This window comes from Amycolatopsis sp. CA-230715, assembly GCF_018736145.1.
Classification (GTDB): Bacteria; Actinomycetota; Actinomycetes; order Mycobacteriales; family Pseudonocardiaceae; genus Amycolatopsis.
In genome coordinates, this window is sequence record NZ_CP059997.1 from 7864165 (window position 1) to 7878106 (window position 13942).

The 13942-nt window shown below is 68.7% G+C and carries 11 protein-coding genes and 1 pseudogene; 4 read left to right on the forward strand and 8 right to left on the reverse strand.

Annotated features, from left to right (window positions below; all coding sequences use genetic code 11):
- Positions 1–5: 5 nt before the first annotated feature.
- Positions 6–1316, reverse strand: a complete 1311-nt coding sequence (locus tag HUW46_RS37265) for an amidohydrolase family protein (RefSeq protein ID WP_215543404.1) — start codon at positions 1314–1316, stop codon at positions 6–8.
- A 104-nt stretch (positions 1317–1420) separates the two neighbouring features.
- Here HUW46_RS37265 and HUW46_RS37270 point away from each other — a divergent pair, with 104 nt between their 5' ends.
- Positions 1421–2386: an Lrp/AsnC family transcriptional regulator gene (locus tag HUW46_RS37270; protein WP_331477180.1), complete on the forward strand. Its 966-nt coding sequence runs from the start codon at positions 1421–1423 to the stop codon at positions 2384–2386.
- A gap of 4 nt (positions 2387–2390) precedes the next feature.
- Here the strand turns inward: HUW46_RS37270 and HUW46_RS37275 are convergent, their stop codons facing one another.
- Positions 2391–2810 (reverse strand): Rid family hydrolase, encoded by a 420-nt coding sequence (locus HUW46_RS37275; protein ID WP_215543405.1) that lies wholly within the window; start codon positions 2808–2810, stop codon positions 2391–2393.
- A 25-nt stretch (positions 2811–2835) separates the two neighbouring features.
- Positions 2836–3492: an HD domain-containing protein gene (locus HUW46_RS37280; RefSeq protein WP_215543406.1), complete on the reverse strand. Its 657-nt coding sequence runs from the start codon at positions 3490–3492 to the stop codon at positions 2836–2838.
- A 71-nt stretch (positions 3493–3563) separates the two neighbouring features.
- Between HUW46_RS37280 and HUW46_RS37285 the strand changes: the two genes are divergently transcribed.
- The gene (locus HUW46_RS37285) at positions 3564–4499 is read left to right on the forward strand and encodes a GlxA family transcriptional regulator (protein WP_215543407.1); all 936 of its coding nucleotides are present in this window, start codon (positions 3564–3566) and stop codon (positions 4497–4499) included.
- 100 nt (positions 4500–4599) lie between these two features.
- Here HUW46_RS37285 and HUW46_RS37290 read toward each other — a convergent pair whose 3' ends face one another.
- Positions 4600–5097, reverse strand: a complete 498-nt coding sequence (locus HUW46_RS37290) for a mycothiol transferase (protein ID WP_215543408.1) — start codon at positions 5095–5097, stop codon at positions 4600–4602.
- 175 nt (positions 5098–5272) lie between these two features.
- Here HUW46_RS37290 and HUW46_RS37295 point away from each other — a divergent pair.
- Positions 5273–5654 (forward strand): annotated as a pseudogene (locus tag HUW46_RS37295) (hypothetical protein); the annotation flags it as partial.
- 53 nt (positions 5655–5707) lie between these two features.
- Positions 5708–6955, forward strand: a complete 1248-nt coding sequence (locus HUW46_RS37300) for an HNH endonuclease signature motif containing protein (protein WP_215543410.1) — start codon at positions 5708–5710, stop codon at positions 6953–6955.
- Between the two features lie 194 nt (positions 6956–7149).
- On the opposite strand, the gene narI is transcribed toward HUW46_RS37300, so the two are convergent.
- From narI to HUW46_RS37320, 4 genes are read right to left on the reverse strand one after another with little or no spacing between them, the layout of a single operon-like run.
- The gene (gene narI / locus HUW46_RS37305) at positions 7150–7863 is read right to left on the reverse strand and encodes a respiratory nitrate reductase subunit gamma (protein WP_215543411.1); all 714 of its coding nucleotides are present in this window, start codon (positions 7861–7863) and stop codon (positions 7150–7152) included.
- A complete protein-coding gene (narJ, locus tag HUW46_RS37310; protein WP_215543412.1) occupies positions 7860–8471 on the reverse strand; it encodes a nitrate reductase molybdenum cofactor assembly chaperone in 612 nt (203 codons plus the stop codon). The genes narI and narJ overlap by 4 nt, the downstream gene beginning before the upstream one ends.
- Positions 8468–10039, reverse strand: a complete 1572-nt coding sequence (gene narH / locus HUW46_RS37315) for a nitrate reductase subunit beta (RefSeq protein WP_215543413.1) — start codon at positions 10037–10039, stop codon at positions 8468–8470. The genes narJ and narH overlap by 4 nt, the downstream gene beginning before the upstream one ends.
- The gene (locus tag HUW46_RS37320; RefSeq protein ID WP_254125271.1) at positions 10039–13746 is read right to left on the reverse strand and encodes a nitrate reductase subunit alpha; all 3708 of its coding nucleotides are present in this window, start codon (positions 13744–13746) and stop codon (positions 10039–10041) included. Before HUW46_RS37320 ends, narH begins: the two co-directional genes overlap by 1 nt.
- Between the last annotated feature and the right edge of the window lie 196 nt (positions 13747–13942).

A 13942-nucleotide genomic window follows, 5' to 3' on the forward strand; every position in this document is an offset into this window, starting at 1 on the left:
TAGGACTAGTCTGGCAGTGTTCCGGCCGCGGTGAGCCGCAGGGCGAGCGCTCGGGCGTCCTCGACGAGCGCACTGCTGTCGGCGAGCGAGCGGCCGTGCCGGACGACGGGGCGGCCACCGATCAGGACGGTGTCGATGTCGGCGCGGTCCATCTGGAGCACGACGGTGCTGTAGGGATCGTGCACGGGCGCGGTCCCCGGCCGGTCGGCGCGCAGCAGGACGAGGTCCGCTTCCTTGCCGGGGGTCAGCGACCCCGTCCGGTCTCCGAGGCCGAGCGCGGTGGCGCCGTCGAGCGTGGCGTGGCGCAGCACCTCCTTGACGGTCAACGGGTTCGGCGTGGGAGCGTCGCCTGTGGACAGTTCGTGGTAGCGGCCCGCCTGGTAGGCAGCACGCATCTGGGTGAACATGTCGGCGGCCGCGGTGACTTCGACGTCGGTGCTGAGGCTCACCGGCAGCTTCGCGCCGCTGGCCTGCCCGAACGGCGGATACCCGTGCCCCATCATCATTTCGATCGCGGCGGCGATGGACAAGGTGCCCCCGCTGCCCGCGATGAGCGCCAGCTCGCCGTCGGCCAGGCCGGTGCCGTGGATGAACGTGGTGCCGGGCAGCAGCACGCCGAGCTCCCGCAACCGCGTCACCGGGCGTTCGGCGGAGAACTGGACGGTGTGGCGCGCGGTGCGGAGGCCGAGATCCCTGGCGAGATCGGCATTGTGGCGTTCGGCCGCCTCGTCGCCGGGCTCGGTCAGCAGCGCCATCGTGACGAGGGCTTCGTCGTCGGGCAGCAGCTCGGTGCGGACGCGACGGGCGTCCGGCGACAGCGCGCTGCCGTGCGCATCGTGGCGCGGCAGGCTGTTGCCGTAGGCGAAGACCGCGCGCGAGCCCGAGTCCCGCAACGCCTGGACGAGGGCGTCGGAGTGCGCCGGGGTGTCCTGGATGTTGGAGATGTCCTGAACCGTGGTGATCCCGGCGTCGAGCGCGGCACGGGCGCTGAGGAGGTTTCCGAGGTAGAGGTCCTCGGGCGTCAGCGCGGGGCCGATCTCGCGGAGGATGGTGTCGAAGTAGTCGCGGAGGGTGTGGTGCGGGGCGCATCCGCGCAGCACCGCCTGCCACATGTGGCGGTGGGTGTCGACGAAACCGGGGATCGCGATGCATCCCGTCGCGTCGATTTCCTCGACCCGCTCGGCGTTTTCCAGGCGCGGCGCGACGGCCGCGATCCGCCCGTCCGCCACCAGGAGGTCGCCGGGATGGAGATCCCCGATCGCGGGATCCATGGTCAGGATGCGGGCGTTGCGGATCAGGATCTTCGGGCTGCTCACGGGGTCCTCCGGTTCGGTCGGCTGCGGCCAGCATCGGCGCCCGTCGGGACCCAAAGCCAGTCAACGCCGTTCCGGTGCGAGAATTTGACATCGAAGGAGGAGGGATGGTGGAAAGTCACGAGTACGACGAGTTGGACCGCAAAATCCTCCAGGCACTGCAGCTTGACGGCAGGGCGTCCTTCAGCGCCATGGCCGAGGTGCTGGACGTGTCCGGCCAGACCGTCAAGCGCCGGTACGCGCGGTTGCGTGCCACCGGGGCGGTGCGGGTCGTCGGACTGTCCTATCCGGACTCCGTCGGGGAGGACGAGTGGTACCTGCGGATCCGCGCCACCCCCGATGCCACCGAAACCCTCGCCCGCGCGCTGGCTCGTCGCGGCGAAACCACGTGGGTGCACCTCACTTCGGGGAGCACCGAGATCGTCTGCGTCACGCGGAACGATCCCGACGCGGAACCCGCGCTGCTGCGCAAGCTCCCGCAAACACCGCGCGTCACCTCGGTCAGCGCGCACTGCATCCTGCACACTTTCTACGGGGGCGAGCAGGGGCCGATCACGAAGATCGGCCCCCTCAGCCGAAAACAGGCCGAGCGGCTCCGCCCGCCCCCGGCGGACCGGACGGAGCCGCCGTCGCTGACCCAGGCGGACCGGCTGCTGCTTCGGGCGCTCGGCGAGGACGGCCGCGCCACCTACCAGGACCTCGCCACCGTCACCGGGTGGTCGCCATCCACCGTCCAGCGGCGCCTGACCGAACTGCGCCGCACCGGGGTCCTCTACTTCGACGTCGACCAGGACCCGCGGCTCCTCGGCCACCGCACGCTCGCGATGCTGTGGCTTTCGGTCACGCCCGCCTCCCTCGTCGCCGCCGGGCAGGCGCTGGCCGAACACGCCGAAATCGCGTTCGCGGCTTCGACTACCGGGCCCACCAACCTCTACGCGACCATCTCCTGCGACGGAACCCGCGCGCTGCACCGGTACCTCACCGGGCCGGTGGCGACGCTGCCCGGTATCACCGGGATCGAGACGGCACCCATCCACCGCACGCTGAAGCGGGCGGGGCTCGCGCCGCGGTGAGCCGTCACGCGTTGTCGGGATAGGCGGCGGTGGCGCGGATTTCGACGAGCAGGTCCTGGCTCGCCAGGCCGCTGACCCCGATGATCGTCCAGGTCGGGTAGGGCGGGCTGACGAGGCGCTGCTTGGTCTCGACGAAGCCGGGCAGGTGCTGGTGGATGTCGACGTGGTAGCTGGTGACGTCCACCAGCGCGGTGAGATCGAGGTTCTCCAGCCGGAGGATCTCCTCGATGCGCCCGATGGCGATCTCGGTCTGCTCCTCGATGGTTTCCGGGATGGTCCCGTCGGCGCGGCGGCCGATCGTTCCGGCGATGAACAGGTGGCCGTGCGCGCGGACGGCGGCCGAATAGCCGAAGTTCGCGAAGGCGGCGGTGGTTTTCCCGAACACCGCGTTGTTTTCGGGGATCTCGACGATGTGCTTGGTCATGATTCGATTCCTTGTCGATGTGGTGTCAGTTGCCCCAGCGGGACGAACCGCAGGCGTGCTCCATCCGGGTCCGGCCGTAGGTTTCGCGTTCGCGGAGGAACTCCCCGGGGATCGTGTACCTCGGTGCGTTGGCCGGGTTCTTTGCCGCTTGCGCGACGATCGCGTCGGTCAGTGAGCGGATCATCTCCAGTCGTGGGTAGGCGGTGTGGATGGCGTCGGCCTGCTCGTCGGTGAGGGCGTCGAGGTGGTTGGCGCCAGCCGGGCCGCCGAAGTCGAGTGCGACGCCTTCGCGGACCAGCACGCACAGCACGCCGCGTCGTTCCGCGATGCCGGGCGAGGTGTGCAAGGCGATCGCCTGCCAGACCTGGTCCGCGTCCTTTGTGGACACCCCTTGTCCGGTGAGGAATTCGGCCGCGCGGTCGGCGCCTTCGACCTCGAACCGCCGGTCGTGCCGACCGTCCGAGGCGACGCCGAGGTCGTGCATCGCGCACGCGGCGAACAGCAGATCCTGGTCGTAGTCGCGGCCCGCGAGCAGGGCGAGGCGCGCGGCCGCCACGCGGGCGAACAGGAAGGTGCGGATGCTGTGGTTGAACACCGACGGGGTTTCCACCGGCCGGACGAGGTTCACGACGGCTTCGGCGAGTGGCGTGCCGGGCAAGGCGATCAGGTCGGTTTCGGTCATGCGTCCAGGCTGCTCGGCAGGGGCCTGACCTGGCGAGTGGAAAATTTGCCTCATTCCGTTAGGATTTTGCCATGGCAGTGCATCGAGTCGCGGTACTGGTGCTGGACGGGGTCACCCCGCTCGATCTGGCGATCCCGACGCAGATCTTCAACTCCCGTCCGGAAACCCGGTACGAGATGACCGTGTGCGCGCTCGACGCGAAGGTCGCCACCACCGGCGGATTCGCACTGGTCGTCGACGGGGGCCTGGCGCAGGTGCGCGCCGCCGACACCGTGATCGTGCCGGGATTCGACCCGATCGTCCCGCCGCCCGAACCCGTGCTCGGCGCGCTGACCGAAGCCCGCGACAGGGGAAAGCGCGTGGTGTCGATCTGCACGGGCGCCTTCGCGCTGGCCCCGGCGGGCGTGCTGGACGGGCTGCGCGCCACCACGCACTGGAAGCACATCGACGCGTTCGAGCGGGACTTCCCGGCCGTCGCGGTCGAACGCGACGTGCTCTACGTCGACGAAGGCGACGTGCTCACCTCGGCCGGGGTGTGCTGCGGCATCGACCTGTGCCTGCACATCGTGCGCCGCGACCTCGGTGCGGTGGTGGCCAACGAGATCGCCCGCGGCCTGGTCGCCGCCCCGCACCGGGACGGCGGCCAGGCCCAGTACGTACCGGCACCCGTCGCGGTGACCGGCGACGCGTCGCTGTCCGGCACCAGGGGATGGGCCCTGCACCGGCTCGGCGACCCGCTCACACTGCCCGTGCTCGCCCGGCACGCGGGCCTCTCACAACGGACGTTCATGCGCCGCTTCGCCGAGGAAACCGGCACGACCCCGTTGCAGTGGTTGCTCAACGCCCGCCTCAGCCGGGCACGGGAACTACTGGAAACCACCGACCACCCGGTGGACCGGGTGGCACGGGACTGCGGACTGGGCACAGCCGCGAATCTACGGCTGCATTTCCGGCGTTCGCTGGGGACTACTCCTACCGCGTACCGGCGCACCTTCGCGTGCTCTTAAGGCTGATTCGATCGGGATTTCCTTATTGTGAAACGTACTTCGGCATGGTGTCTACTCTGGACTTCTGGTTAGTGCGGCAGCCGCACCTTGTGATCTTGGGTCACTCGCCGACTTCGCCGTCAGCGAGTTCACGCAGGAGGTCGAGGTGGCCGACGTGTCGGGCGGTTTCCTGGTTGACGTGCGCCATGATCCACCGGATGGTTTGTTGGCCATCCGCCGCTAGGTCAGCAGGTCCTTTGTCGGCGAGCGCGTCGGCGGAATGGGTCCACTCCGTCTGATAGGCGGCGATGACCGTCTGGGGTGTGTCGGTATCGGAGAGGTTCCACGAGGGGTCTGGGCTGCCTTGCCACAGGGAGGGCAGGTCGGCACCGGCAGCGGTGATCGAGATCCAGTACCGTTCCGCGGCCGTGAGGTGCTTGATCACACCGAGCGCGGTCGTGCGGGGTGAGGTGGCGAGCGGTGCCGTGGCGGCGAGTGCGTGGGTGAGCCCGGCGACTTTGCCGACCGCGGTCTGCCGTAGGAACTGAAGAAAATCTAGCTGGAGCCGCAGTTCGTCGGTCGCGAGTTTGTCTGGCCAGCGCCGATGGGGAATCGTCACGCAGTGCTCCCTGCTTGCCGCATGCTGTGCTCACGGTGTGTCGTGAACACAAGGACGGCCACGTGTGATCAATTTGAAGGTGTGTCAGAGCTTGAACAGAACACGGTGGCCGCGGCTCCCACGGTAGCCGATGATCACCTCGCCCGGTGGTACCTGTTGGGGCTGCTCTCGGGCGTTGATCGACGCGATTCCACTGGTGCGTGGCCGCCGTGGACGGCCTCGCCGGCGACTCTATGCCGACCGCGCCTACGACCACGACAAGTACCGCAAGCTTGTCCGCGCCAAGGGAATCATCCCGGTCATCGCCCGCCGCGGCGTCGAGCACGGCTCCGGTCTCGGCGTGCACCGATGGGGCGTCGAAGGAGCGTTCGCCCTGCTGCACTGGTTCCGGCCGCCTGCGCATCCGATGGGAGGTTCGCGACGACATCCACGAAGCCTTCCTCACCATCGGCTGCTCCATCATCTGCTGGGGGCTGCCTCAGAACCCACTCATTACGTTAGAATTCCTTATCGTGAAACATATTTCGACATTGTGTCCACTTTGGACTTCTGATTAGGTTCGCCTGGATGGACCAATCGAACCTGTGTGCGATCGCGGTAGAATGGAGTCGTGTCCGAGAACTCTTCCCTTGTACCGCAGCGGGAGCTGTGGCAGCTCGCCGCAGGCGAGAAGGCCGCGCTGCTGCGGGAAGAGCTGATGTCCTTGTGGCGGCAGGAATCCGTGGTCTGTCGCGTGATCGCCGAGCTGGACAAAGGCGACTCCGGAGAACTCGGATACCCCTCAACCACGGCGCTGGTGGCGGAGGTTTCGCGGACTTCCTCCGCCGCGGTGCGGAAACTGGTGGCGCGGGCGCTCGCGGTCAATCCCGGCCAGGGGATCGGCGGTGCGGAGATCCCTGCCGTCGCGCCGTTGACTGGAGAAGCTGCTGCCGAAGGCGCGCTCTCGCCGCAGCACGTGGACGGGATCGTATCGGCGCTGCAGGCCATCCCGGACACCGTGCCCGCGGAGGAGCGGGAGAAGACCGAGAAAACCTTGGTCGATCTCGCCCGGACCGCGACCACGGCCGAGGTCGCAACGGCGGGGCAGCGGTTGCGTGACACCCTCGACCCCGACGGCGCCGAACCCCGCGACACCCCCGAACCGAAACGTGCTTTCCGGTACCGCCAAGGCAAAGACGGCTCGGTCAAATTCGACGGCTACCTCGACCCCGTGTCCGGGGCGAAAACCCTCGCACTGCTGGAACCACTGGCCAAGCCCCACAAGGAAGACAGCCCCCTGGTACGCGGTAAGGCTGAGCGCTACGGGGATGCGTTCATGGAGATCGTGAACCTCGCCGCGAGCCACCCGGACGCGCCCAACCACAGCAGCACCCGAGGCGACATCGTCGTGACCATCCCCTTGGAACTGCTCCAAAAAGGACTCGGGCACGCCTGCCTTGACCTGGTCACCACGATCACCGCGAGCGAAGCCCGCATCCTGGCCTGTGACTGCAAAGTCATTCCCGCCGTCCTCGGCACCGACGGACAACCGCTGGAATACGGGCGCGCCAAACGAATCGTCACCGAAGGCCTCCGCCTCATGCTCGCAATCCGCGACGGCGGCTGCTCGTTCCCCGGATGTAATCGGAAGCCGCGCCACTGCGACGCTCATCACGTCTTGGAGTGGTGGAACGGTGGCAAAACCGACCTGGGCAACCTCATCCTGGTCTGCGGCTTTCATCACCGCCTCCTGCACAACAGCGACTGGAAAGTCCGCATGGTCAACGGGCTCCCCGAGTTCACCCCACCGGAGTTCCTGGACCCGTGGCGAAGACCCCGAACCAACACCATCCACACCGCCCAACCCCGCGCCGCCTGACAACCGACGCCGTCTCCACGGCGGCCGCGGCAAGGCCCCCGGAGGAATGCCTCCGCCGGGGCCCGTTTTCTCGCCCGAGGATCAGCGCATCGCGCGGTCTGCGGTCTGCACGAGCGCCGTCCAAGCATCCGGTGTCACGGTCAGGTGCCCGGCGGCCCTCCTCTGGAGACTCCGCGGACTCGGATGACGAACGGCTATTCCCAGCCTCGTCGCGGAGTCCGGGTGCCGACGCGTTCGCGCTCACGGCTCCGGTAGACGACATAGGGCCGTGTGAGGTATTGGATCGGGGCGCTGAAGGCGTGTACCAGGCGGGAGAACGGCCATAGTGCGAAGAGCAGCATGCCGAGGCCGGTGTGCAGCTGGTAGTCGATCGGGGCGTTTGCCATCAGTGACGGTTGCGGGTGCAGGAGCAGGATGCCGCGGAACCACGGGCCGACGGTCAGGCGGTAGTCGTAGGGGCCGCGGAAGCCGTTGTCGATCAGTGTGGTGGCGAGGCCGGCGATCAGGGCGAGCGCCAGCACGAGGTACATGTACCGGTCGCTGCGTGAGGTGGACTGCCGGACGGCGGGGGTGCGCAGGCGGCGCCACAGCAGGAGGGCGAGGCCGCCGATGGCCGCGAATCCGGCGACGGTACCGGCGGCGAGCGAGACCACGTGGTAGGTCTCCTCGTCGATGCCGAAGAACTCCGTCATTCCCTCCGGTACCAGCAGGCCGAGCACGTGGCCGCCGACCACCATCAACAGTCCGAAGTGGAACACCGGGCTGGCGACCTTGAGCAGTTTCGACTCGTGCAGTTGCGACGAGCGGCTCGTCCAGCCGAACTTGTCGTGCCGGTACCGCCAGATCGTCCCGGCGACGAGCAGTGCGATGGTGACGTAGGGCGCGGCGCCCCACAGCAACAGATTCATCGGCCACCTCCGGCGCCGGTGGGAAAGGGATCGAGGCCGACGAGTTCGGTCGGTGGTTCGGGCGCGGGCGCGGCAGGCGAAGACGGCATGGTCGCCAGTACGGCGGCGACCGCGTGTTCGTACGGCGTGCCGTGCGCGGAGAGGTTGTCCCGCAACAGGTTCAGCCCGGCGTGGAACCCGGTGAGCACTTCGTCGTCGCGGGCCGCGGCGGTGAACTCCAGCACCACCGGCAGGAAGTCCGGCAGCTCGTTTTCGGCCAGCGCGAACCCGTGCTTCCGGTACTGGGCCTTGAGATCGGCGAGCGCCTGCCCCCGGCGGCGCGTGTCGCCGTGGCTGAACCAGCTCAGGTGCAGGGTGCGCCGCGGCCTGCGGTCGAACACCTCGATGTAGTGCGCGGCCAGCTCGCCCGGCGCGCCGTCGCGGAGGTGGCGGAGCACGAGGCTCAGCTCCCGGTGCCCGGGGACTGCGGTGCCGATTTCGTCGAGACACGCTTGCAGGAGAACGAGTTTCGCGAGCACGGAGTCGTCGGGGTACTGCAGGCACCAGCCCGCGACCTGGCGTACGACCGCCCGGGTCCGCTGGTCGCCCGCACGCTTGCGGAGGCTCATCGACCACCGCGCAAGGTCGGGAAGAGCGATTCCGGCCGGGTGCCCGCGCGCCAGCTCAGCAGATCCACCTGGCCGTCTTCCGGGGCGGGGCCGCCCATACCCGGCCCGCCGTCGACGTCGAGGCTGCACTCGGTGGCGATGCCTTCGAGATCGTGCGCCTGGCCGATGCCCGCGGTCGGGATGACGTAGCGCTCGTCGTACTTGGCCAGCGCGAGGAGCCGGTGCATCGCGAACATCTCCTCACCGGTGAGCCCGACGCTGTCGAGAAGCTCGTCGTCGGGTTCGCGTCCGAGGTTGACCGCGCGCATGTACGACCGCATCGCCGCGAGCCTGCGCAACGACTTGCGCACCGGGCCGGGATCGCCCGCGGTGAACAGTTCCGCGAGGTACTCGACCGGGATCCGCAGCGCGTCGATCGCGCCGAAGAGGTTGCCCGCGTCCTCCCCGTCGAAACCGGTCTCGCTGACCGCCTCGGTGACCGGAGAAAGCGGCGGGATGTACCAGACCATCGGCAGCGTGCGGTATTCCGGGTGCAGCGGCAGCGCCAGCCGGTAGTCGTGGATGAGCGCGTGCACCGGGGAGCGCTGCGCCGCGGTGATCCAGTCGCGAGGAATGCCAGCCCGTTCGGCAGCGCGCACGACCGCGGGATCGTGCGGGTCGAGCATGATGTCGAGCTGAGCGGGGTAGAGGTCGTGCTCGTCCTCCACGGCGGCCGCTTCGCCGACCCGGTCGGCGTCGTAGAGCACCACGCCGATGTAGCGCAGCCTGCCGACACAGGTTTCCGAGCACACCGTCGGCTGGCCCGCTTCCACGCGCGGGTAGCAGAACGTGCACTTTTCGGCCTTGCCCGTCTTGTGGTTGAAGTACACCTTCTTGTACGGGCAGCCGGTGACGCACATGCGCCAGCCCCGGCACTGGTCCTGGTCGACCAGGACGATCCCGTCCTCCTCGCGCTTGTACATCGCGCCGGACGGGCAGCTCGCCACGCACGCCGGGTTGAGGCAGTGCTCGCAGATGCGCGGCAGGTAGAACATGAAGCTCTGCTCGAACTCGTACTTGATCTCCACGCCGAGCTGGTCGCGCAGCTTCTGGGCGATCGGGTCGGCGATCCCGTGCTCGGTCGAGCCGCCGAGGTCGTCGTCCCAGTTCGGTCCCCAGCCCGGTTGCGTGGGATCGCCGGTGATCGCTGACTTCGGCGCCGCGGTGGGCACGTCGTCGCCGAGCGGCGCTTCGATCAGCGTCGCGTACTCATACGTCCACGGCTCGTAGTAGTCGCTGATCTCGGGCAGGTGGGGATTGGCGAACACGGACGCGAGCCGTTTGAACCGGCCACCCGCGCGGAGCTTCAGGCGGCCGGACTTCGTCCGCTCCCAGCCGCCCTGCCACCGGTCCTGGTCCTCGTAGCGGCGCGGATATCCTTGCCCCGGCCGGGTTTCCACGTTGTTGAACCAGGCGTACTCGGTGCCGGCGCGGTTCGTCCACGCCTGCTTGCAGGTCACCGAGCAGGTGTGGCAGCCGATGCACTTGTCCAGGTTCATCACCATGGCCAGTTGCGCGAGTACCCGCATCAGTAGGTCACCTCCTGCGCGCGGCGGCGGATCACGGTGACCTCGTCGCGCTGGTTTCCGGTCGGGCCGAGGTAGTTGAAGCCGAAGGAAAGCTGCGCGTACCCGCCGATGAGGTGGGTCGGTTTCATCAGCAGCCTGGTCAGCGAGTTGTGCGTGCCGCCGCGTTTCCCGGTGGCTTCGCTCTTCGGCACGTTCACCGCGCGATCCTGCGCGTGGTAGAGGAAAACCGTGCCGGTGGGCATCCGGTGCGACACGATCGCCCTCGCCACCACGACTCCGTTGCGGTTCACCGCCTCGATCCAGTCGTTGTCGTGCGCGCCGATCGCCTCGGCGTCGGCGGGGCTCATCCAGATCGCCTGCCCACCGCGGGAAAGCGTGAGCATGATCAGGTTGTCCTGGTAGGTGGAGTGAATGGACCACTTGCTGTGCGGGGTCAGGTACCGCACGGTCACCTCGGCGCCGTGCGGCCCGATCCTCGGTTCGCCGAAGAGCCGGTGCATGTCCAACGGAGGGCGGTAGACCGGGAGCGCCTCGCCCAGTTCGTGCATCCAGTCGTGGTCGAGAAAGAAGTGCTGGCGGCCGGTGAGGGTGTGCCACGGTTTGCGGTGCTCGACGTTGATCACGAACGCCGAGTACCGCCGCCCGCCGCTTTCGCTCCCGGACCACTCCGGGCTGGTGATCACCGCGGCGGGCCGCGATCGCGTGTCGGCGAAGGAGATCCGCTTGCCTTCGTGTTCGCTCGCGAGGTGCGCCATCTCGGTGCCGACGCGGTCCTCCAGCGTGCGGAACCCTTGCGTGGCCAGCCTGCCGTTGGTGGTGCCGGACAGCGCGAGTACCGCGTCCGCGGCGCGGACGTCGGTGTCGACGAGCGGGCGGCCCTTGGCAGGCCCCGATTTCGCGGTCCCGTTCTTCGCCCGCAGCCAGTCCACTTCGGACCGGACGTCGTAGGTGATGCCCTTCGACGAGGTGCCCAGTTCCTCGAGCAACGGACCGAGCGTGGCCAGCTTCGCCGCCACGGCGGGATAATCGCGTTCCACCACGGTCAGGTTCGGCATCGTTACCCCCGGAACCGCCTCGACCTCGCCCTCGCGCCAGTCCCGCACGATCCCGCCCGGCTGAGCCAGTTCGCTCGCGGTGTCGTGCGTCATCGGCGTGGCCACGAGGTCCTTGCGGACGCCGAGGTGCGTCTCGGCGAGCTCGCTGAACCGCTTCGCGATGGTGTGGAACGCGTCGAAATCCGTTCTGGTCTGCCACGGCGGGCCGACCGCGGCGTTGAACGAGTGCACGAACGGGTGCATGTCGGTCGACGACAGGTCGTGCTTCTCGTACCAGGTCGCGGCGGGGAGCACGAGATCGGCGAACAACGTGGTGCTCGTCATCCGGTAGTCCAGTGCCAGCAACAGGTCGAGCTTGCCCTCCGGCGCTTCGTCGTGCCATTTCACGGTTTTCGGCCGCAGCTCCGGCGGAGCCTCGGCGCCGCGAAGGTTCGCGTCGGTGCCCAGCAGGTGCCGCAGGAAGTACTCGTGGCCCTTCGCGGAGGAACCGAGCAGGTTGGACCGCCACACGGTGAGCACGCGCGGCCAGTTCTCCGGCGCGTCGGGATCCTCCGCGGCGAACCCGAGCGTGCCCTCGCGCAGCCGCTCGACGACATGCGCGGCGGGATCGGCGCCCGCGGCCTCGGCCTCGTCGACGAGATCGAGCGAGCTGGTGTCGAAGGTCGGGAACGACGGCATCCAGCCAAGCCGCGCCGACGTGGCGAGCGTGTCCGCGGCCGCGGTCCCGGCGAGTTTTCCTTGGGCCAGCGGGGAAGCGAGCGCGTCGTTGCGCACGCCGTCGTAGCGCCACTGCCCGGTGTGCAGGTACCAGTAGGCGGTGCCGATCATCTGGCGCGCCGGACGTACCCAATCGGCCGCGCCAGCCAGCGTGGCGTGCCCGGTGAGCGGTCGCACCTTCTCCTGGCCGACGTAGTGCGCCCAGCCGCCGCCGTTGCGGCCCTGGCACCCGGTCAGCGTCAGCAGCGCCAGGAAGGACCGGTAGATCGTGTCGGAGTGGAACCAGTGGTTGGTGCCCGCGCCCATCAGGATCATGCACCGGCCCCGCGACGCTTCCGCGGTTTCGGCGAACTCCCTGGCTATCCTGGCCACTCGGGCCGCAGGTACCGAGGTGATCCGCTCCTGCCACGCGGGCGTGCACGGTTCCTCGGCGTCGTCGTACCCGGACGGCCACGAGCCGGGCAGCGCGTCGCGCCGCACCCCGTACTGGGCGAGCAGCAGGTCGAATACGGTGGTGACCAGCTTTCCGCCCACCCGCACGGCGGGAACGCCGCGGCGCAGCACCGCGCTTTCCCCGTCGGCGGCGTCAAAACGGGGAAGCAGCACGGTCACGTCGTCGCGGCCCTCGCTGCCGAGCACGCTCAGCCTCGGCACCACGTCGCCGAGTTCGAGGTTCCAGCGCCCGCGATCGCTGTCGTTCCACCGGAAGCCCGCGGATCCGTTCGGTACCACCGGTTCGCCGGTGCGGTCGTCGAGCAGGACCGTCTTCCACTCCGGTTGCGCCCCGGTACCGCCGAGATCGGCTTCGGTGAGGAACTTCCCCGGTACCAGCGCCTCGTCCCGCTCCTCGAGGGTGACCAGGAACGGCAGATCGGTGTACTGGCGGGCGTATTCGGTGAAGTAGGGGACCTGCCGGTCGACGAAGAACTCCTTCAGCAGCACGTGCCCCATCGCCAGCGCGAGCGCGGCGTCGGTGCCGGGGTGCGGCGCGAGCCATTCGTCGGCGAACTTGGTGTTGTCGGCGTAGTCGGGCGAGACCACCACGACCTTCTGGCCGCGGTACCGCGCCTCGGCCATCCAGTGCGCGTCCGGCGTGCGGGTCACCGGGACGTTGGATCCCCACATCACCAGGTAGGCCGCGTCCCACCAGTCCGCGGACTCCGGCACGTCGGTCTGGTCCCCGAACACCTGCGGCGAGGCCACCGGCAGATCGGCGTACCAGTCGTAGAAGGAGAGCATGGGCGCGCCGATCAGCGCCATGAACCGCGAGCCGACCGCGTGCGAGACCATGGACATCGCCGGGATCGGGGAGAACCCGGCGATCCGGTCCGGCCCCCTGGTCGCGATGGTGTGCACGTGCGCGGCCGCGGCCATCTCGGCCGCCTCGTCCCAGGACACCCTGACCAGCCCGCCCTTGCCGCGTGCGCGCTGGTAGCTCCACCGTTTCACCGGATCGTCCACAACGGACGCCCAGGCGAGCACGGGATCGCCGAGGCGGCGGAGCGCGTCGCGGTACATCTCGACGAGCACGCCGCGCGCGTACGGGAACCGCACGCGGGTGGGAGAGTAGGAATACCAGGAAAATGAGGCGCCGCGCGGACATCCCCTTGGCTCGTATTCGGGGCTGTCCGGGCCCACCGAAGGGTAGTCGGGGTCCTGGCTCTCCCAGGTGATGATGCCGTCCGACACGTACACCTTCCACCGGCACGAGCCCGTGCAGTTCACCCCGTGCGTGGACGGGACGACCTTGTCGTGGCTCCAGCGGTCCCGGTAGAACGCGTCGCCGTCGCGGCCGCCGACCCGGTGGATGGCGTGCAGATCGGCCGAGCTTTCCGCGCGGGTGAGGTACCGGCCGAGCCGGAGCAGGGCGTCCGAAGCGCGGTCGTCGAGTGCGGTGGCGACTTTTCCGGCTCGCCCGGTGATGCGACCAGCCAATTCTTTGGCCTCCATCGAAATGAACGCGATGAATGAGCCCGACCGGATGTGCGAATTCGGCCGGGTGCAGTAGGGGAACACTTCGACTGTAGCGCGGTTGACGGATGGTTCGCCGCCGGGGCGGGCAAGTGCGGCGCGGTTCACTCGAAACGACCATGCATTTCGGGGATCTTGTGCGGGCTTGTCCGAAATGGTC

What these genes read in the sequence shown, in the direction of transcription:
- HUW46_RS37270 (WP_331477180.1), top strand. Translation starts at nt 1,421, where the DNA reads ATGGTGGAAAGTCACGAGTACGACGAGTTGGACCGCAAAATCCTCCAG.
- HUW46_RS37275 (WP_215543405.1), bottom strand. Translation starts at nt 2,810, where the DNA reads ATGACCAAGCACATCGTCGAGATCCCCGAAAACAACGCGGTGTTCGGG.
- HUW46_RS37280 (WP_215543406.1), bottom strand. Translation starts at nt 3,492, where the DNA reads ATGACCGAAACCGACCTGATCGCCTTGCCCGGCACGCCACTCGCCGAA.
- HUW46_RS37285 (WP_215543407.1), top strand. Translation starts at nt 3,564, where the DNA reads ATGGCAGTGCATCGAGTCGCGGTACTGGTGCTGGACGGGGTCACCCCG.
- narI (WP_215543411.1), bottom strand. Translation starts at nt 7,863, where the DNA reads ATGAATCTGTTGCTGTGGGGCGCCGCGCCCTACGTCACCATCGCACTG.
- narJ (WP_215543412.1), bottom strand. Translation starts at nt 8,471, where the DNA reads ATGAGCCTCCGCAAGCGTGCGGGCGACCAGCGGACCCGGGCGGTCGTA.
- narH (WP_215543413.1), bottom strand. Translation starts at nt 10,039, where the DNA reads ATGCGGGTACTCGCGCAACTGGCCATGGTGATGAACCTGGACAAGTGC.